General features: G+C 45.2%; 16 protein-coding genes. 2 read left to right on the top strand and 14 right to left on the bottom strand.

The features are described 5' to 3' along the window. The first annotated feature begins 22 nt into the window (after positions 1–22). Positions 23–724: a hypothetical protein gene (locus ACLI09_RS08945; RefSeq protein WP_411419265.1), complete on the top strand. Its 702-nt coding sequence runs from the start codon at positions 23–25 to the stop codon at positions 722–724. Positions 725–993: 269 nt separating this feature from the next. Here ACLI09_RS08945 and ACLI09_RS08950 read toward each other — a convergent pair whose 3' ends face one another. The 10 genes from ACLI09_RS08950 to ACLI09_RS08995 all read right to left on the bottom strand — a co-directional run bounded on the left by ACLI09_RS08950 (position 994) and on the right by ACLI09_RS08995 (position 11919). Continuing rightward, the gene (locus tag ACLI09_RS08950; protein WP_411419266.1) at positions 994–2799 is read right to left on the bottom strand and encodes an acyl-CoA dehydrogenase family protein; all 1806 of its coding nucleotides are present in this window, start codon (positions 2797–2799) and stop codon (positions 994–996) included. Positions 2800–2845: 46 nt separating this feature from the next. After that, entirely contained in the window at positions 2846–4027 is a 1182-nt protein-coding gene (locus ACLI09_RS08955; RefSeq protein WP_411419267.1) for an acetyl-CoA C-acyltransferase, read from the bottom strand. 145 nt (positions 4028–4172) lie between these two features. Beyond that, the gene (locus ACLI09_RS08960; RefSeq protein WP_411419268.1) at positions 4173–6563 is read right to left on the bottom strand and encodes a 3-hydroxyacyl-CoA dehydrogenase/enoyl-CoA hydratase family protein; all 2391 of its coding nucleotides are present in this window, start codon (positions 6561–6563) and stop codon (positions 4173–4175) included. A gap of 24 nt (positions 6564–6587) precedes the next feature. Continuing rightward, positions 6588–7034 carry a MarR family winged helix-turn-helix transcriptional regulator gene (locus ACLI09_RS08965; protein ID WP_411419269.1) on the bottom strand — a complete coding sequence of 149 codons (447 nt, stop codon included), beginning with the start codon at positions 7032–7034 and terminating at the stop codon, positions 6588–6590. Positions 7035–7220: 186 nt separating this feature from the next. After that, positions 7221–7703, bottom strand: a complete 483-nt coding sequence (locus ACLI09_RS08970) for a hypothetical protein (protein ID WP_411419270.1) — start codon at positions 7701–7703, stop codon at positions 7221–7223. Between the two features lies 1 nt (position 7704). Beyond that, on the bottom strand, positions 7705–8421 hold the full coding sequence (locus tag ACLI09_RS08975) for a phosphodiester glycosidase family protein (RefSeq protein ID WP_411419271.1): 717 nt from the start codon (positions 8419–8421) through the stop codon (positions 7705–7707). Between the two features lie 139 nt (positions 8422–8560). After that, positions 8561–10333 carry an AMP-dependent synthetase/ligase gene (locus ACLI09_RS08980; RefSeq protein ID WP_411419272.1) on the bottom strand — a complete coding sequence of 591 codons (1773 nt, stop codon included), beginning with the start codon at positions 10331–10333 and terminating at the stop codon, positions 8561–8563. A 115-nt stretch (positions 10334–10448) separates the two neighbouring features. After that, positions 10449–10814, bottom strand: coding sequence for a hypothetical protein (locus ACLI09_RS08985; RefSeq protein ID WP_411419273.1), 366 nt, complete (start codon positions 10812–10814; stop codon positions 10449–10451). Positions 10815–10843: 29 nt separating this feature from the next. Next, positions 10844–11344: a GNAT family N-acetyltransferase gene (locus ACLI09_RS08990; RefSeq protein ID WP_411419274.1), complete on the bottom strand. Its 501-nt coding sequence runs from the start codon at positions 11342–11344 to the stop codon at positions 10844–10846. Next, entirely contained in the window at positions 11341–11919 is a 579-nt protein-coding gene (locus tag ACLI09_RS08995; protein ID WP_411419275.1) for a hypothetical protein, read from the bottom strand. The genes ACLI09_RS08990 and ACLI09_RS08995 overlap by 4 nt, the downstream gene beginning before the upstream one ends. 189 nt (positions 11920–12108) lie before the next feature. Between ACLI09_RS08995 and ACLI09_RS09000 the strand changes: the two genes are divergently transcribed. Then, positions 12109–14091 (top strand): endo-beta-N-acetylglucosaminidase, encoded by a 1983-nt coding sequence (locus ACLI09_RS09000; protein ID WP_411419276.1) that lies wholly within the window; start codon positions 12109–12111, stop codon positions 14089–14091. 89 nt (positions 14092–14180) lie between these two features. Here ACLI09_RS09000 and ACLI09_RS09005 read toward each other — a convergent pair whose 3' ends face one another. The 4 genes from ACLI09_RS09005 to fsa all read right to left on the bottom strand — a co-directional run bounded on the left by ACLI09_RS09005 (position 14181) and on the right by fsa (position 18784). Then, on the bottom strand, positions 14181–16103 hold the full coding sequence (locus ACLI09_RS09005; RefSeq protein ID WP_411419277.1) for a glycoside hydrolase family 97 catalytic domain-containing protein: 1923 nt from the start codon (positions 16101–16103) through the stop codon (positions 14181–14183). A 103-nt stretch (positions 16104–16206) separates the two neighbouring features. Then, the gene (locus tag ACLI09_RS09010) at positions 16207–17163 is read right to left on the bottom strand and encodes a transketolase family protein (protein ID WP_411419278.1); all 957 of its coding nucleotides are present in this window, start codon (positions 17161–17163) and stop codon (positions 16207–16209) included. A 104-nt stretch (positions 17164–17267) separates the two neighbouring features. Continuing rightward, positions 17268–18119 carry a transketolase gene (locus tag ACLI09_RS09015; protein ID WP_411419279.1) on the bottom strand — a complete coding sequence of 284 codons (852 nt, stop codon included), beginning with the start codon at positions 18117–18119 and terminating at the stop codon, positions 17268–17270. A 2-nt stretch (positions 18120–18121) separates the two neighbouring features. Beyond that, positions 18122–18784 carry a fructose-6-phosphate aldolase gene (gene fsa, locus ACLI09_RS09020; RefSeq protein ID WP_411419280.1) on the bottom strand — a complete coding sequence of 221 codons (663 nt, stop codon included), beginning with the start codon at positions 18782–18784 and terminating at the stop codon, positions 18122–18124. Between the last annotated feature and the right edge of the window lie 4 nt (positions 18785–18788).

The raw sequence follows: 18788 nt of genomic DNA on the forward strand, positions 1-18788 counted from the left end.
ACAATCATATTATCAAACCATTATGAAAGCTTCAATTAAGTATTATATTATCGCCGCCCTGCTATTTATATTCAGCATGTTTTTAATTATATCATCGGTAAAAGCAAAGGATATTAATACGGTACCCTTTGAGGGCACGGTTGAAAAGGCGGAAAGTAGCGATATTTCAGGATATGACTATTTCAAACTTTCAGGCGGCTATGTGGTACCCTACGGCGCATACTATGAAATTGAAGAGCCGGGTAACACCGTTAAACAAATTGTATATCCGCTGGTAAGCCGCGCCTACCTTGATAAAGCCCACAACGCTTACCGTCCGGAACGCGATGATGTGTTTGCCTCAGATGATTTTATAAACTGGTACCAAACCTATAAAGTAAGGCCAAAATTTTACATTCAGGCCGAAGCTGAAGATATGAGCGAGACTAATATGATGAATACCGTACTAGCCGATACACTTGAAAAGAACATCGAAGGAACGCGTATAAAGTCGTTATTTAGTATGGGCGATAATATCGTTTCTGGATTCAAAAGCCAGGGCATCACCATCGAAAATTCGGTATTTATTGACGAAGCCGCTAACCCCGCCCAGGATATCGAAACAGCAAATATTGTTTTAGGCATAGGCATTTTTATAGCGTTTGTTTCGCTGGTACTTTTCCTTATAGGAAAACGGAAAGCAGCAAAACAGAAAAATACGCAAGACCTGATACAACGGTATTAATTCGAATACTTCCCGCAAAGTTACAACCCTTATCGGTTTAAAGTACTGAAGGCGTTTGTTCAGTAAAAAGGTTTTTGACACTTTTTGTACACAATGTGGAATATTATTTTCAACGTGTTTATATACAAGGGTTTAATTTTTGTGCACTGTCGGCTAAAAAAGCATTTTTGTGGAAGATAACCCTACCAATTGTGAAAGATAATGCATAAAAAAACCGCCCTGAAAAAAGTTATCAACAAGGCGGCTCAACTTAACTAAAAAATAGAATATTAAAAACAGTAAGTGTTTTCCGATACAATTTTAGCAGCAATGGTTTCGCGCAAGCCTACCACATTGGGCAGGTTATTGTACTTGGTAAAACGTTTCAATCCCATTAGCATCATGCGCTGCTCGTCGCCTTCGGCAAACGAGGCTATGCCTTCTTTTCCCTTTATATTTACAAGGTCAACAGCATGATATAGATAGAGTTTAGCCATTGCAACCTGCTCTTTTACAGCAGCTTCGCCTTTGTCTTTAGCCAACTTCTCTGTACGTAAAACAGTTGATTCAGCCATGTATATTTCAATAAGGATATCCGCCGCAGCCATCAGCAATTGCTGGTGTTCGTCAAGTGCCGGGCCATATTTTTGCACCGCGCTGCCGGCTACCATTAAAAAAGCCTTCTTAAGCTTGGCTATCATTTCCTTTTCTTCAGCGAAAAGTGCCGTATAATCAGGGGTTTCAAAGGATGGGATGCCTACCAGTTCCTCAGCTACTTTCATGGCCGGGCCTAATAAATCTACGTGGCCTTTCATGGCTTTTTTAATCAGCATACCCACTGATAACATGCGGTTTATCTCGTTGGTGCCCTCATAAATACGTGCTATGCGGGCATCGCGCCAGGCACTTTCCATTGGGGTATCTTCACTAAAGCCCATACCGCCAAAAATCTGTATACCTTCATCGGTACAGTTTTGAACGTCCTCACTTACAGCCACTTTAAGTATTGAACACTCTATAGCAAACTCCTCAACGCCTTTAAGCTCAGCGTCCTGGTGACTTTCACCTTTGGCCACGCGGGCATTAATGCGGTCTTCTATGTTTTTTGCGGCACGGTAGGCAGCGCTTTCACCTGCGTAACAGTTAGTTGCCATTTCAGCAAGCTTCGCACGGATGGCACCAAAGCTGGAAATTGGGGTTTTGAACTGCACACGTTCGGTGGCATATTTAGTGGCTCCGGTTATGGTGCGGCGCTGGGCGTCAAGGCAGGCAGCGGCAAGCTTTATACGGCCTACATTTAGGGCATTCATGGCTATTTTAAAGCCGTTGCCACGTTCGCTCAGCATGTTCTCAACCGGCACTTTGGTCTCGTTAAAAAATACTTGCCGGGTAGAGGAGGCGCGGATGCCAAGTTTATGTTCTTCTTCGCCTAAAGTGATGCCGTTAGACGGCTCATTTTCAACGATAAAGCCTGTGATATTTTTATCATCTTCAATACGGGCAAACACGATAAATACGCTGCAGAAACCAGCGTTTGATATCCACATTTTTTGACCGGTTATTTTATAATGCGTACCGTCTTCACTTAGTACCGCCTTAGTTTTGCCCGAGTTAGCGTCAGACCCCGCACCCGGCTCGGTAAGGCAATAGGCACCAAACCATTCACCCGAAGCAAGTTTTGGTACGTATTTAAGCTTTTGTTCTTCGGTACCGTAAAGGGTAATCGGCATAGTACCAATGCCCGTATGAGCTCCGAACGCCGTTGAAAATGAGCCTGTTGCCCCGCTAATATAGTCGCAAACCAGCATGGTGCTTACAAAGCCCATGCCCAGCCCGCCATACTCTTCCGGCACCGCAACACCCAGGAAGCCAAGTTCCCCGGCCTTGCGCATCGACTCTTCCGTAAAGGCGTAATCCTTTTTTTCAAAACGGTCTTTGTTAGGCCATATTTCCCTGTCTATAAACTCTTTAACAGAGTCGCGCATCATCAGTTGCTCTTCCGAAAAGTCTTCGGGAGTAAAAATATCGTCAGAGTGGGTTTCTGTTACAAGGAATTGGCCACCACGTGCGATTTGTTTTTCAGCGATATCAGACATAATGTTTTGTTTTTGAATTATATATAGAATTCATCATTTAAAATAATTAAAATATTTCGTAGATGCCTGCGGCGCCTTGCCCGGTTCCCACACACATGGTGACCATACCGTACTTGTTTCCGCGGCGCTTGGCTTCGTCAAACAACTGCACTGAAAGCTTAGCGCCCGTGCAGCCCAGCGGGTGGCCAAGTGCTATGGCGCCACCATTTACATTCACGATATCTTTATTTATACCCAGCTCGCGTATCACGGCAAGCGACTGAGAGGCAAAGGCTTCATTGAGTTCGATAAGCTCAATATCTTCCAATTCTAAACCAGCCTGTTTGATGGCTTTCGGGATGGCTTTAACGGGCCCAATACCCATAATGCGAGGTTCCACACCAGCTGCGGCGTAGCTCGCCAGGCGGGCTATCGGCTCCAGTTTCAGTTCTTTAACCATATCCTCGCTCATAACCAGTACAAAGGCCGCACCATCGCTCATTTGCGATGAGGTACCAGCGGTAACACTACCGTCTGCGGCGAAAACCGGTTTCAGTTTGCCCAGCGCTTCTACCGAAGTATCGGCACGTGGGCCTTCGTCTTTGGTTACGGTATAGCTGCGGGTGGCTTTTTTGCCGTTACCGTCAACATACACTTCCTCAACGGTTATGGGCACGATCTGGCGGTCAAATTTGCCTTCTGCCTGGGCCTTCAGGGCTTTCTGGTGCGACAGGTAGCCAAACTCATCCTGGTCGGCACGGCTTACGTGAAACTGCTTAGCCACAGCCTCTGCGGTTAGGCCCATGCCCCAGTAATAGTCTTCATGGCCAGCCTTAGCCGCCTGGTAATCAGGCACCGGCTTGTACCCTCCCATAGGGATGTAGCTCATGCTTTCGGCGCCACCGGCTATGATGCAATTGGCCATTCCGCTTTGTATCTTGGCGGTAGCCATGGCAATCGTTTCGATACCCGAAGCACAGTAACGGTTTACCGTAACGCCCGGAACATCGTCTACCTTAAGCCCCATAAGGGATATAAGGCGCGCGAAATTAAGCCCCTGCTCGGCCTCCGGCATAGCGTTACCCACCATCACGTCGTCTATACCGGTTTTGTCAAATTCCGGCAGTTCATTCAGCATGAACTGTATGGTTTCTGCGGCCAGTTCGTCGGGTCTTTTAAAACGGAACACACCTTTTGGCGCTTTACCCACGGCGGTTCGGTATGCTTTTACTATATATGCTGTTTTCATGATAAGCCCCCTAACCCCCGAAGGGGGAATTCCTACTAGGGGTAAGTAGGATTTATAATTATATCCTTTCGGATTTTAATTGGATATCAAATAGCGATGAACATTTTTCAGTCCCCCAAGTTCCCCCTTTGGGGGTCAGGGGGCTTTAATTCCTCAACGGTTTGCCTTTAGTTAACATATACTGTATCCTCTCCAATGTTTTACGTTCTCCCGCAAGCGATAAAAATGCCTCACGCTCAAGGTCTAACAGATATTGCTCACTCACCAGCGTAGCCTCGCTCAAATCGCCGCCTGCCATAACGTAGGCCAGCTTGTTGGCGATCTTTTTGTCGTGCTCGCTGATGTAGTTACCGGCTTCCATACTGTCAGTCCCCACCAGGAACATGCCCAGCGCCTGCTTGCCCAGTACCTTAACGTCTTTGCGCTTAATAGGCTGGGTATAGCCCGCTTCGGCCAGTAATTTGGCGTGTTTTTTGGCTTCGGCCAGTTGCCTGTCCTTATTCACCACCACTACATCTTTGCCGTGTTGCAATATGCCGGTATCAAAGGCTTCGTAAGCCGAAGTGGACACCTTAGCCATTGCTATGGCAAGGAAATATTCCTGTAAAACGTTCAGTTCCACATCGTTTTTATGGAAGGTATCGCTTGCACGCAGCGCCATCTCTTTAGAGCCGCCACCGCCGGGGATAACCCCAACGCCAAACTCAACCAACCCAATATACGTCTCGGCCGCAGCCACTACCTTATCGGCATGCATGCTCATTTCGCAGCCACCGCCCAGTGTCATGCCGTGCGGCGCAACCACCACGGGGATAGACGAATAGCGCACGCGCATCATGGTGTCCTGGAATAGTTTGATGGCCATGTTGAGCTCATCATATTCCTGCTCCACAGCCATCATAAAGATCATGCCGATGTTAGCGCCCACTGAGAAGTTAGCCGCCTGGTTGCCTATTACAAGGCCGTCGTACTCTTTTTCGGCAAGGTCAATGGCCTTGTTAATGCCCTGGAGCACATCGCCGCCTATGGTATTCATTTTGCTTTGGAACTCCAGGTTGATGATGCCGTCGCCAAGGTCCTGGATGATAGCACCGCTGTTGCTCCATATTTTTTTGCTTTCGCGTATGTTGTTCAATATGATAAACGCATCCTGGCCCGGCACTTTTTTGTGCGCTTTAGTGGCAAGGTCGTAGTAATAGGTAGCGCCTTCTTTAATGGTATAGAAGCTTTTAACGCCTGCCGCAAGCATTTCGGTTACCCATGCTGCGGGTTCTAATCCTTCGGCTTTCATCAGCTCAATGCCTTTTTCTACTCCCACGGCATCCCATATTTCAAATGGGCCGTTTTCCCAGCCAAATCCGGCTTTCATGGCATCGTCTATTTTGTATAGATCATCGGTAATTTCGGGTACGCGATGGCTTACATACGCAAATGTACCTGCGAAATTTTTGCGGTAAAATTCGCCCGCCTTATCTTCGCCGCCTACCAAAACCTTAAAGCGATTAATGGGCTTATCTATTGTTTTTGTCAGTTCCAAAGTGGCGAACGACGCTTTCTTCTGTGGGCGGTATTCCAGCGTATCAAGGTCAAGCGACAGAATATCCTTGTCTACTTTTTTGTAAAAACCCTGTCCGCTCTTGCTGCCCAGCCATTTGTTTTCCATCATTTTATTGATGAAATCAGGCACTTTAAACAGTTCATGTACCTCGTCGTCAGGGCAGTTGTCATAAATTCCGTTAGCTACATGCACCAGCGTATCAAGGCCCACCACATCTACCGTACGGAAGGTGGCCGACTTTGGCCTGCCGATCACCGGGCCGGTTAGCTTGTCAATTTCCTCTACGGTAAAGCCCATTTCTTTAACCTGGTGAAACAGGCTCATAATGCCGTAAATACCTATGCGGTTGCCGATGAAGGCCGGCGTATCTTTAGCAAGTACGGTGGTTTTGCCAAGATACTGCTCACCATAATTATTAAGGAACGCGAGTACTTCCGGACTCGTTTGCGGGCCGGGAATAATTTCGAAAAGCTTTAAGTATCGTGGGGGGTTAAAGAAGTGTGTGCCGCAAAAATGTTTCTGGAAGTCTTCACTGCGGCCTTCGCTCATAAATTTTATAGGGATACCCGATGTGTTACTGGTAACGAGAGTGCCCGGTTTGCGGTATTTTTCTATCTGTTCAAATACCTTTTGCTTAATGTCGAGCCGTTCTACCACTACCTCAATAACCCAGTCTGCATCAGCTATTTTGTGCATATCGTCTTCGGTATTACCCGTGGTAATGCGGCTGGCAAACTTTTGGTGGTAAATAGGGGAGGGTTTGCTTTTTAGCGAATTGGCAAGGTGTTCGTTTACTATACGGTTCCTTACGGCTTTGCTATCAAGGGTAAGGCCTTTTTTTTGCTCGGCTTCGTTAAGTTCCTGTGGGGGAATGTCTAAGAGGAGCACTTCTACGCCAATATTTGCAAAATGGGCTGCGATGGCGCTACCCATAACGCCGGAGCCTACTACGGCTGCCTTTTTAATAATGCGTTTCATTCTATAAGGTTTGTTTTTTATAGTTTATTGTTCGTTGTTTGTAAAGATTTGCCTGTCGGCAATGAGCTCGTTTATCTTTTCGGCTACTTCTATAAAAGCGTCCATCTTCTCCTGGCTTATGTGCTCTTTGATAGCCTCGTTAAAGGTAAGCACGCGGTCTTTGCTCAGTTCGCGCTTTTCCCTGCCCAGCTTGGTAAGGTGAATAATCACCCCCCGGCCGTCTATAGGGTTCTTCTTTCGCACTATCAGGCCTTTTTCTTCCATGCTTTTTAGCGTACGGGTAAGGCTGGTGGGCTCCATACCCATTTGCGGACCCAATGCGGTGCTCGATATGCCGTTTTCTTTATCGATGCTGAGCAGCGCAAACCCTACCGACATGCTGGCACCGTATTTAGCAGCTTCTTCGTTGTACATGCGTGATACTGCCTGCCAGGTTGCCCTCAGTATATAATCTATAGTTTTGTCCTTCATGTTCTTGGTATTTCAAATATACGAAAAAATATTATGCATGCATATTAAATTAAAAATAATTTTCTGTTGCCTTTAAAAATATTTGTGTTTTATTAGGATATATTTAATGCGGGCATAGTAAATATAAGAATTAAATTTGAAATGGAGTGAAATGAAAAAAGCACCGGCGGTGACCGATGATGATGATTAATCTGATTTAGTTGTGATTCTTATAGTCGGGTTGCGGTAAAGATGGTCACCCTTTAGTTTAGGTTCATCTTTTAAGATTTCAAGCTTCTTAATGTATGTTGTTTCTATAAGGTACTCTTCAGGGTTTTGAATCAGTACTCCGTTAACAACTAAATTATTTTTTTCGGCTTCGTATATTTTACTCGATTTTCTCACTGATGAAATAACTTCGGCGAAAGATATAAGATTATCTTTCATTTTCCTGGTAATAAAAGTAATACCATTGGTCGAACGATATATTTGAGAATCTGTTCCCAGAATTTTATTGACAGATGCTATATTTTTAGGATTAAGATATGTTTTATCCACATCTATTTTTACGCTATCCAGATAGGTTTCTCCGGAATAATAGATCCGGTTGTTTATAATAATACTGTCTTTTTCCTGCTGCGCAAACGCAGTGCAGGAGAGGAACAATACTATATAAAGCAGTTGTTTCATTTTATTTTTCGGTTACCCCTATCATTACCGCAAAGTCGCCATCTGTTTGTACCCATTTTTGCGAAGGTACGTACGCACGCGACACAAAACCGTCTAGATACAGCGCATTACTACAGCCCTTATCTTTAAAGTATTTGGCAAAGTCATAAAAGTTTACTTCCACTTTGCTCATCGCAAAAAGAACATCGCCATTCGGCAATATACCCACGCCATTTCTGATGTTCACATTAGTTGAACCTTCCTTAAACGCATCGTGCGGCTTACCATCTATTACCAGCATGGGGCCGCTTTGGGTAGCGTATTTTATCTCTTTACTAAGGTTAAAGTTTGGCGTAGTGCTTATGTGTGCGGTGTTGTTTTTAGTAACGTAAAATACCCCGTTAGGCTTCAGGTAAAAGTTACCGTTGCCCTCGCGGGTGTTGAGTTTTTGTACAATGGTACCGTTATCAATATTCAATCCTAATGGCGAAAAATCTTTTTGAAACATACCGCCGTTCATAGCGAATAGCAGTTTGTTGCCCTTTTTTTCTACGTGTTTTTTCAGGTTGCCAAGGCTGCCAATGCGGTTACCGTTACCATCTTTATAATACAAGATTATTTTTTGGGTAGAAGGGTTGGCTGTATAGGTAACAAATTTATCTTCAAGCGAACCTCTTTGGCAGAACGACCAGAGTGCGCCTGTGCAGATAAGGAGTAGTATAATGTAGAGCTTTTTCAAGATGCTATGATTGACTATTACTGTAAAGATATTTATTTTGTCAACACAGCTGATTTTATTACACAAAAAAGCAGCCCGAAAGCTGCTTATAATATAACGTCGAACCATCGAATAATCCAACAATCGAACCATCCAACATCTATTTATCGCCATATATTTTATCATACAGTGCTTTATATTTCTCTTTAACCGCTTTACGCTTCAGTTTCAGGGTAGGGGTCATTTCGCCGCCTTCGGTGCTCCACACATCAGGGGTTATTTCAAAGCGTTTTATCTGCTCCCAGTGGCCAAATTTCTTGTTGATGCCCTCTATCTCTTCCTTAATACGCTCCTGCACCTCTTTGCTGTCGGCAATTTCCTGATTAGAATTTAGTGAGAGACCTTTGCGCGCTGCCCACGATTTTACAAAGGCAAAATCAGGCTGTATAAAGGCAGCCGGCATTTTTTCGCCATCGCCTATTACCATAATCTGCTCTATAAAGCGGCTTTGCTTCATGGCATTCTCTATTAGCTGCGGCGCTATATACTTACCGCCCGATGTTTTAAACATTTCCTTCTTACGGTCGGTTATCTTTAGGAAGCCGTCGCTGTCTACCTCGCCTATATCTCCTGTATGGAAGTAGCCGTCAGTAATGGCCTCAGCCGTTTTTTCAGGGTCGTTAAAATAGCCCATCATCACGCTGTCGCTTTTGGTAAGTATCTCGCCGTCTGTGGCTATCTTTACCTCCACGCCTTTTAGCGGTCGGCCCACGGTACCTATCTTAAAGCCGTTGTTGCGCATATCATTTACCGCTATCACAGGCGATGTTTCGGTAAGGCCGTAACCTTCCATAACGGGGATTTCCGCTGCCGCAAATACCCTTGCCAGGCGTGGCTGTATGGCTGCGCTGCCGCTTACCATAAGTCCAAGTTTTCCGCCAAGTCCTGCTCTCCACTTGCTGAATATCAGCTTGCGGGCTATTTTTAGCTTAAACTCATACCACCAGCCATTAACGCCATAGGGTTCATACTCATGGCCCACACTAACCGCCCAGAAAAACAATTTTTTCTTTATTCCGGTAAGGTCGGTACCTTTTGCTATTATAGCATCATATACTTTTTCAATCAGCCTCGGCACCGCCGTTATTACATCGGGGCTAACCTCTTTTATATTATCGCTCACTTTGTCAATGCCTGCAAAATAAACCGACACCCCCACATACTGGTAGAGATAGAGTATCATGCGTTCGTAAATGTGGCACACGGGTAAGAAACTCAATGCTACGCTTTTTCCATATTCAAAAGGTACACGCTCTTCACTCATAAGCACATTGCTTACAATGTTTTTATGCGAAAGCATTACGCCCTTAGGCCTCCCTGTAGTGCCCGACGTGTAGATTATGGTAGCAAGGTCTTCTGTAGTAATAGTTTTTTTAATATCCTCTACTTGCTGCTGGTTACCGGTGTCTTTACCTAAATCTAATATCTCGTTCCAGCTTTTACAGCCCGCTACGTTCTCAAAAGAATATATCTCCTTAAGTTTAGGAACATTCGCTTTGACAGCAGTGATTTTGTGGAACAATTCTTCATTAGACACAACTACATATTGCGATTCAGAGTGGTTTAATATGTACTCAAAATCATCCTCAGATATGTTTGGATATACCGGCACGTTTTGCGCCCCGGTTTGCAGTATGCCTATGTCGGCAATATTCCATTCTGTGCGGTTGTTGTGCGATATTACAGCTATTTTGTCATCCTTTTTTATCCCCATTCTTAGCAGCCCGCGGCTAAAAGCATTGGCCTTATCAATATATTGCTGTGTAGAGGTAGGTACCCAGGTATCGCCATACTTAGTTACCAGCGCTTTTTCAAGGTTATACTTTTCGAGTTGGTGGTACGGAAAATCAAACAGGCGTGTTATGGTGCTCATAAGATGTGAAGTCAGTATTTCTATGCAAATTATAAAAAAAATAGTTATTCAGTACTAAAATTCAGATAATAAAATTATGCGTGCATAATTTATGCTAAATCATTAAAAGTGTGCGTTACTTTCTTGTTCGTAATTTATAAAATACCCCTATATAATAGTACGCTATCGATATGATTCCCAGCGAAAACGGAATTACGGCATAGTACCGCAGGCTGTCATCTTCAAAAAAGAACTCGGTTATCATCCAGTAGGCGTTTGCCAGTATCCAGAAGGCTACGGCTATGTTGTGCAGCAGTTCGCTTAGTATGTGTCGGGTTTGCCAGGTAATGAGCAGCGCCGCGGCTATTGTGGGCACAATCATTACCATCCCCAGCGGTTTCCAGAGCATTACCCAGCACAGGTCTTTCAGTAGCCAGAACACTATGTGCAGGTTCTCAGTTTTACGGTAGCGTGCGGGGATGGAGTAGAGGGGTTCTTCCATTTTTGAACTTTAAATTATTCTGATGTACATCACGGGGCTATTTTGTAAATTACGCCGTCTTCTCCTTCAAAATCAAAGAATTGGTAAAATGAGAATCCTACTTTTTCGAGTACGCGCACAGAGGCGGAATTAGCCTCCATGGCACGCCCAATGATACAAGGGAGATTTAATTTTGAAAAACCTAATACCACACAGGCAGTAGCGGCTTCGGTGGCATAGCCCTGTCTCCAGTATTTTTTAAAGAATCGGAAGCCGAGGTCGGTCTCCTTATTATCTTCATCATATTTAAGTCCGCACCAGCCCAGGAACGCATCATCTTCCTTTCGGATTACCGCCCAGCGCCCCATGCCCTTTTTTTTATATACAGTGGTATAATTACGCAGAAAAAACCGCGCTGTATCTACATTTTCAAAAACGCTGTCGCCGGTATACTGCAGTACATCGGGGTCGAGGTTAAGGGCGTAAAAGTTTTGGGCATCGTCTTCGGTGAGTTCGCGAAGGTACAGGCGTGCGGTTTCAGCTACATTCATATCTTTATTTTATAATAGGCTACGCTTGTATCATCAACCCTGTTTTTAATGTAAATGTGACCGTGGCTAATGCAGGCCGAAATGTCGTAAAGACTGCACTCACCCAGTTTTAGTTCTTTTTTTAGTTCAAAGTCTTTCCCTTGCCGTTTAATTTTCCAAACCTGTACTATCAAAGGATAATCAGTATGCGGATCTTCTATGGCCAGTAAATAATCGTTAAATATATAAGGAAAGCCTATGATATCCCTATCCGGATACGCCCCGCTACTTATTAGCTGATAATGGTTCATGATTTCATCCTGCGTTTCCAGCACGTAAGTGGTATTGAAAATAACCCCGCGTGGCACATATACTATTACCCCATCTTCATCAGGGTTTGAGTCGGTTAATATTACATCGCTACCGGGCACTGTCAGCGTGTTTCCATGCTTTACAAAATCAGGGCTGTAGTTCGCCGTGTCACCCTTTGTAAAATATTGGTCAAATTCTTTCTTGGTAATTGTGATAAGGTCATTACATTGCGCAAATACGGAGAGTGAAAATGCAAGTGCTATAATCGTCCAGAAGCTTTTCATTGGTGGTACGTTTTAAAGTAAATTTAGAAAAAGAATTGCAATTTAGTCAACACTTTTTTCGCGGGTAGTTAATCTTATAACTTTTCACAGCTCAGATGTTATATTAAGGTCTTTTTAGGGTTTTTATTGAATATTATGTAGTGTTAAAGTTTATATTTACATAACAATTAATTTAAAACCCTAAATCCGTTGAAAAAAATTACCTTATTATCCTGCCTGCTTTTCGGTGGCAGCCTGTTTGCGCAAATTATAAATACCGCGCCCTACATACTAACCATAGCCGAACTTAAAGCCTGGACAGCCGATGGCCCTACCGCATCGCCCGACCTGATATGTACCGTACCACTAGCGCCACGTTTTACTAATACCGATACCCAGCTTAACCCCTTGCTTACAAACAGCATGCAGATAGCCTACCTGCCCGATGGCATGAACAACTTTGGCAACTACCACGGCGAGCAAACGCAGTTTAACCTGTATAATTTTACCCACTGGGCCTATATAGATAAATTTGTTTGGTTTGGTGGTACCTCTACCCAAACGGTACAATTACCCTCATCACCCTGGGCCAATGCGGCGCATAAAAACGGTGTTAAGATATTTGGTGACATTTTCTTTTCGCCTACCGTTTTTGGGGGCTCAACGGCTACGCTGCAAAACTTTTTAGAGCAAAATACCGATGGTTCGTTTGTAGCTGTACCTAAATTAATTGCGATTATGCAATATTATAATTTCGACGGCTGGTTCATCAACCAGGAAACGGCCACAAACGCTGAAACCGCTGCCCTGATGCACGATTTTGTACGCGACCTTACTGCTGAAGCTGAATCGCTGGGTAAAGAGGTAATGTGGTATGATGCTATGACACTTAGCGGCAGCGTGGGCTGGCAAAACCGCCTCAATTCAAACAATAGCCCTTTTGTTCAGAATGATGCCGATGACGATATGACCAACGGTTATGAAAAAAAGGTAAGCAGCAGTATATTTATCAACTTCTTCTGGAGCGGGACCAGCGGTCCATCCGCGTCTAAAACCCGCGCAGCTTTAATAGGCAGGAGCGAGTTTGATGTGTTTACCGGCGCCGACATCTGGCCGGGCCGCAACCAGGGTAGTTTTGCTACTAATGGCAATATTTTTATGGCTAACCTTCACCAAAACGGTACACCTTATACGTCACTGGGGTTATTTGCTACAAACTGCGTGTACAACCACTCCAGCTTTACAAACTTTAATAACGACCCTGCCGATGTAGATTCGTTTTACAGTGCTGAGAACCATATGTTTGCAGGCGCAGACCGCAATCCCGCCACGGTTGATGCCACAGGCTTCAGAGGTTTTGGCAATTGGGTACCTGCGTCGTCGGCCATTACAACCCTGCCTTTTGAAACCAACTTCAGCACCGGGCACGGCACTAAAAAATTTACCGAAGGCGTGCAGACAGGTTCCGCCTCATGGCATAACATGAACAGCCAGGATGTACTGCCCACCTGGGAGTGGGCGTTTTCGCAAAACGGCGCGCTAACTGCAAAATGGGATTTTAACGATGCCTATAACGGCGGTAACTCAATAAAAGTTACAGGTACGCTGCCGGCCGGAGACCTTGACCTGATGCTATATAAAACCAAGCTTCCCGTTGCCGCGGGTACGGGTATAGACATTGCACTGCGAAGTGCAACAAATATGAAGCTATTGGTAGTATTTGCAGATAACCCTTCAACACGCATGGCCTTTGACCTTGCCGATGCTACAACTGACGACTGGGGCAAGCAAACCGTAGTATTGCCGGCAGCCTACACCGGTAAAGAAATTGCCGCAGTGGGCGTGCGTTTTTCATCCGAGGGTACGCTGAATGACTATGCTGCAAACATTGGCGCGCTTAAAATATACCAGGATGATGCACTTGCCACTGTTGCCAATGCGTTAACCAATGAACTTATTACAGTAAGCTACCCCCATGCCACCAAAGATGTTATCTTTACCCTGAATACCCAATCACCTAAAAAAGTAACCTATACTATTTTTAATACAGAAGGCAAACAGGTACGCAAGGGCAGCATCCCGGCAGGTATAAACGAATACCGACTGGATACTGCGGGAATTAGTGCCGGTGTGTATACAGTATGGTTTGATGGCAAAAAAATAGCCGAGACGAAAAAGGTATTCATTAAATAATGAATATTGTAATAGCAAAAGCTGCCTGAAGAGAAATTTCCAGGCAGCTTTTGTTTTGGGTTTACTGCAAATAGGAAGTGTAATGTAATTTAGAACTTCATTACAAAGCCGCCATAAGGCTTAAGTTTAACTGCCGTTTTGCCCGGTTTTACGGGCGCTTTTTCAAATAATGATGTTGCGCCATCGGTAATAAGGTAACCATCTTTTTTAATAAAAGACAAATCGATATTTAGCTCCTTAGGTTTATTTTCTCCGTTAACACCTGTAATAAACCAGGTAGCCCCTTTGCGGCGCGCAATTACTACATCCTTGCCGGGATAGCCCGCCAGTAGCCTGCTTTCGTCCCATACGGTAGGTATATCTTTTAAATAAGTAACTACATAATCGGGCATTTTAGCCATCCCTTCAGGTACTTCTGCCAGATGCTGTATACCCGACAGGAATAGGGTAGGGAGAGCCAGCTCAAACGCGCTGGTGCTACGGCGGTTGATGTTTGGTATGCTGTCAAGCGCCATAGGGGTAAAGTCCATGGGGTCATACAGGTTACGTGTAAACGGCAACATCGCCATGTGCGATGGTGCCTGGTCTGCCGTATTTTGGTCAAAAGTTATATACTCAAAGCCCTTAATGGCTTCAGCGGTAACAAAGTTAGGGTAGGTGCGTTGCCATCCCCTGGGTAATGTGGCCCCGTGGAAGTTAACCAATATTTGGTGTTTAAGCGCCGATTTTAAAATATCATGATAATAGGCTATCATGCTTTGCCCGTCGCCGCCAAAAAAGTCAATTTTAACCCCGGCTATACCATTGTCATGCAGCCATTTAAATTCTGCCTCACGGCCTTCTGCGGTAAGGAATTTATCCTTAGGCCCCAGCGGTACCGAGTTCCAGCTCCCGGCGGAGTTGTACCATAATATCAGCTTTACGTTTTTCTCCCTTCCGTATGCAACAAGCTCCTGTATCTTTTCTATACCAATACGTTTATGCCAGTCCGCATCAATAAGGCAGTAGGGCCATTTCATATCGTGGGCATAATCAATAAACTGCCTGGTAGTTTCAAAGTTGATAGAATTGTCTTTCAGTATGGCCCAGCTCCACGAAGCAATACCGGGGTTTACAAAACCGGTATCGGTAGTTACCGCCTTATCGGCAAGGTCGGTTCCAAGTGTAGAGGCCGTAAGGTCGGCCAGGCTGCCTATGGCAATGATGCGCCAAGGTGTTTCCCAGGGCAGTTTAGCTTCCGGGGTAAGCGCGGCATCCGGGGCAAAACGCTCTTCCTGCTGCGGGAAGGTTATCTTCATTCCCTTTAGTTCTTTATCATAATTTAAATGAGATGCACAGTAGTTGCTTCCAAGGCCCGTTTCTGATACCGATACCCAGTTATCGCCTGTATTAAACAACGCCGGGAATACCCATCCCTGGTGCATGGGCGCCGGTGTGTTTACAGGTACGGCCATCTTGTAATGTTCTTCATAAGAAGGGTTTGTATGTTCCCAGCCGGTTTTAGCCTCGCTCATTGGCTGTAGCCAGGCTTTTGCATCAGGACTAAATCGGAATGTGGTTTTTTCATCGGTAATATATTTTACATCTTCCGAGGTATCGGGAAATTTATATTTAAAAGCCACACCATTATCCGATACGTTAAAAACGATATCCATCTTTTGCGCGTCTTTGTTTTCAAGGTGCAGTACCCGTTGGTTTGCGGTATAGGTAATTTCCTTCTTCTTACCGTGCAGCATGGTATAGCTGTCAGTTATTTTTTCTATGCTGCTTACCGATGCTGTGCGCAGGCCTTCAAAAAAGTTCGCATCCTTGCGCACCAGCCCCAGGAGCGAGGTATCTATCACTACCTTATTGTCATTTTTTACCAGGTAGTAGGCCTGTTCTTTTTCATTTACGCCAAAGTCGACAGAGAGTTTACCGTCTGGGCTTTCAACTTGCCCCGTATTCTTGTTTCCTGTGCTGCAGGAAGCCACGATGAGCAGGAGGGAAGCATAGGTTATGTTTTTAATCATGGGTTTGAGGTTTAGTTATAACGTTGTAGTAGGTTGTTAAACAAAAAGCCACTTTACCGGACGATGTCCTATAAAATGGCTTTTAATAAAAATACTGAGAACTTTATTTTTTTCTTGCGATAACTTTCTGTACTGCTTTTACAATATGTTCTGCATCCAGGCCATATTTTGTCATAAGTTGTGCAGGGGTTCCGCTTTCGCCAAAGCTATCGTTTACAGCAACATACTCTTGCGGTGTAGGGTTATTTACTGCAAGTAGCTGTGCTATGCTGTCGCCCAGGCCGCCCAGGCGGTTGTGCTCTTCGGCAGTAACCACGCAGCCTGTTTTAGCAACCGATTTCAATACGGCTTCTTCGTCCAGCGGTTTAATGGTATGTATGTTAATAATTTCAGCATCTATGCCTAATTCAGCAAGCGCCTCACCGGCTTTGATAGCCTCCCAAACCAGGTGGCCTGTAGCAAAAATACTTACGTCGGCGCCTTCGTTTACCATCCATGCCTTGCCAATTTCAAATTTTTGGTCAGCATCGGTAAATATTGGTACTACCGGACGCCCAAAGCGCAGGTACACAGGGCCTTCATGTTCGGCAATAGCCAGGGTAGCGGCTTTTGTCTGGTTGTAATCGCACGGGTTAATAACCGTCATGCCGGGCAGCATCTTCATAAGCCCTATATCTTCCAGTATCTGGTGGGTAGCACCATCTTCACCCAGCGTAAGGCCGGCGTGGGAAGCACATATCTTTACATTTTTGTCAGAGTAAGCAACACTCTGGCGTATCTGGTCGTATACCCTCCCGGTAGAAAAGTTTGCAAATGTACCTGTAAAAGGTATTTTTCCACCTATGGTAAGGCCTGCAGCAATGCCTATCATGTTAGCTTCGGCAATGCCTATTTGTATAAAACGGTCAGGAAACTCGTTAATAAAATCCTGCATTTTAAGCGATGCCACAAGGTCGGCACACAGCGCTACAACATTGCTGTTGCGCCTGCCTGCTTCCAGCAGGCCCGCCCCAAAACCTGAGCGGGTATCTTTTGATTCGGTATATGTGTATTTTTTCATGTTTAGCCCCCTAACCCCCAAAGGGGGAACTCCTGTAGGGGTAACAGGATGTTAAGATAATATTTGTAACCACTCCAAACTCCCCCTTTGGGGGCTGGGGGGCTTTAGTAATCTCCAAGCGTTTCTTCAAGTTGTGCCAGTGCGGTAGCAAGCTGCGCGTCGTTAGGCGCGGCGCCATGCCATTTGTGGCTTCCCATCATGTAGTCTACACCATGGCCCATACCTGTTTTAAGCAGGATAACAATAGGTTTGCCCTGCCCGGTAAGCTCTTTTGCTTCGGCAAGTTTTTCTACTATAAGGCCCATATCGTTACCCTCACATTCAAGCACGGTCCAGTCAAAGGCAGCAAATTTAGCTTTTAGGTTACCCAGTGAAAGCACCTGGCTTGTAGGGCCGTCTATTTGCTGGCCGTTATAGTCTACAGCGCAAATAAGGTTATCTACACGGTTGTGCGGGGCAAACATTGCTGCTTCCCATATCTGGCCTTCCTGAAGTTCGCCGTCTCCAAAAAGAGCGTAAACAAGGCTCTTGTCGCCGTTAAGTTTTTTGGCTAAAGCCGCGCCTATAGCTACGCTCATGCCCTGGCCTAAAGAACCCGATGCAATACGCACACCCGGCAGGTGCTCGTGTGTGGTAGGGTGGCCCTGAAGCCTTGACTCCAGCTTACGGAATGTAGCAAGCTCAGCCTTGTCAAAGTATCCGGCATGTGCCAGGACGCTGTAAAACACGGGAGAGATGTGGCCGTTAGAAAGGAAGAAAAGATCTTCATCTATACCATCCATATCAAAGCCCTCTTTACGTTTCATGGCGTTAAAATACAGCGCCACGATGTAATCAGTGCACCCCAGCGATCCGCCCGGGTGGCCGCTCTGGCAGCCGTGTACCATGCGCACTATGTCGCGGCGCACCTGGCTGGCTATCTGTTCTAATTTTTTAATGTCTGTTATTTGTTCCATAATTATGCTTTAGAGGCCGCTGCCGCGTGGTCTGCAAGAAATTGTGCAAGGCCATTATCGGTAAGCGGGTGTTTAAGTAACGATTCAATAGCGCTAAGTGGGCCGGTAATAACGTCGGCACCCAGTTTGGCACAGTTTACAATGTGCATGGTGTGGCGCACAGATGCTGCAAGTATTTCGGTTTCAAAACCATAGTTGTCATATATCTGGCGTATTTCCTGTATCAGGTTAAGGCCATCAGTAGAAATATCGTCCAGGCGGCCTACAAACGGAGATACATAGGTAGCGCCCGCCTTAGCAGCCAGTAATGCCTGCCCTGCAGAAAATACAAGGGTTACATTTGTTTTAATACCCTTTTCAGAAAAATATTTAGCAGCCTTTACGCCGTCTTTTATCATTGGCAGTTTTACCACAATTTGCGGGTGCAGCGCTGCAAGGGCTTCGCCTTCGGCTACCATCTCGTTAAACGTAGTAGCAATAACCTCGGCACTTACATCACCATCGGTAATTTCGCAAATGGCTTTGTAGTGGTTAATTACGTTGTCATGGCCGGTAATGCCTTCCTTAGCCATAAGCGAAGGGTTTGTAGTTACACCGTCCAGCACGCCAAGCTCGTGGGCTTCTTTTATTTGTGCAAGATTTGCGGTGTCGATAAAAAATTTCATATTG

The sequence above is a fragment of the Flavobacterium sp. RHBU_24 genome (assembly GCF_046613695.1).
Taxonomy (GTDB): Bacteria; Bacteroidota; Bacteroidia; order Flavobacteriales; family Flavobacteriaceae; genus Flavobacterium.

Bases quoted from the DNA above. Each gene is read 5' to 3' on its own strand.
- ACLI09_RS08945 (WP_411419265.1), top strand. From the start codon at position 23: ATGAAAGCTTCAATTAAGTATTATATTATCGCCGCCCTGCTATTTATA.
- ACLI09_RS08950 (WP_411419266.1), bottom strand. From the start codon at position 2,799: ATGTCTGATATCGCTGAAAAACAAATCGCACGTGGTGGCCAATTCCTT.
- ACLI09_RS08955 (WP_411419267.1), bottom strand. From the start codon at position 4,027: ATGAAAACAGCATATATAGTAAAAGCATACCGAACCGCCGTGGGTAAA.
- ACLI09_RS08960 (WP_411419268.1), bottom strand. From the start codon at position 6,563: ATGAAACGCATTATTAAAAAGGCAGCCGTAGTAGGCTCCGGCGTTATG.
- ACLI09_RS08965 (WP_411419269.1), bottom strand. From the start codon at position 7,034: ATGAAGGACAAAACTATAGATTATATACTGAGGGCAACCTGGCAGGCA.
- ACLI09_RS08970 (WP_411419270.1), bottom strand. From the start codon at position 7,703: ATGAAACAACTGCTTTATATAGTATTGTTCCTCTCCTGCACTGCGTTT.
- ACLI09_RS08980 (WP_411419272.1), bottom strand. From the start codon at position 10,333: ATGAGCACCATAACACGCCTGTTTGATTTTCCGTACCACCAACTCGAA.
- ACLI09_RS08985 (WP_411419273.1), bottom strand. From the start codon at position 10,814: ATGGAAGAACCCCTCTACTCCATCCCCGCACGCTACCGTAAAACTGAG.
- ACLI09_RS08990 (WP_411419274.1), bottom strand. From the start codon at position 11,344: ATGAATGTAGCTGAAACCGCACGCCTGTACCTTCGCGAACTCACCGAA.
- ACLI09_RS08995 (WP_411419275.1), bottom strand. From the start codon at position 11,919: ATGAAAAGCTTCTGGACGATTATAGCACTTGCATTTTCACTCTCCGTA.
- ACLI09_RS09005 (WP_411419277.1), bottom strand. From the start codon at position 16,103: ATGATTAAAAACATAACCTATGCTTCCCTCCTGCTCATCGTGGCTTCC.
- ACLI09_RS09010 (WP_411419278.1), bottom strand. From the start codon at position 17,163: ATGAAAAAATACACATATACCGAATCAAAAGATACCCGCTCAGGTTTT.
- ACLI09_RS09015 (WP_411419279.1), bottom strand. From the start codon at position 18,119: ATGGAACAAATAACAGACATTAAAAAATTAGAACAGATAGCCAGCCAG.
- fsa (WP_411419280.1), bottom strand. From the start codon at position 18,784: ATGAAATTTTTTATCGACACCGCAAATCTTGCACAAATAAAAGAAGCC.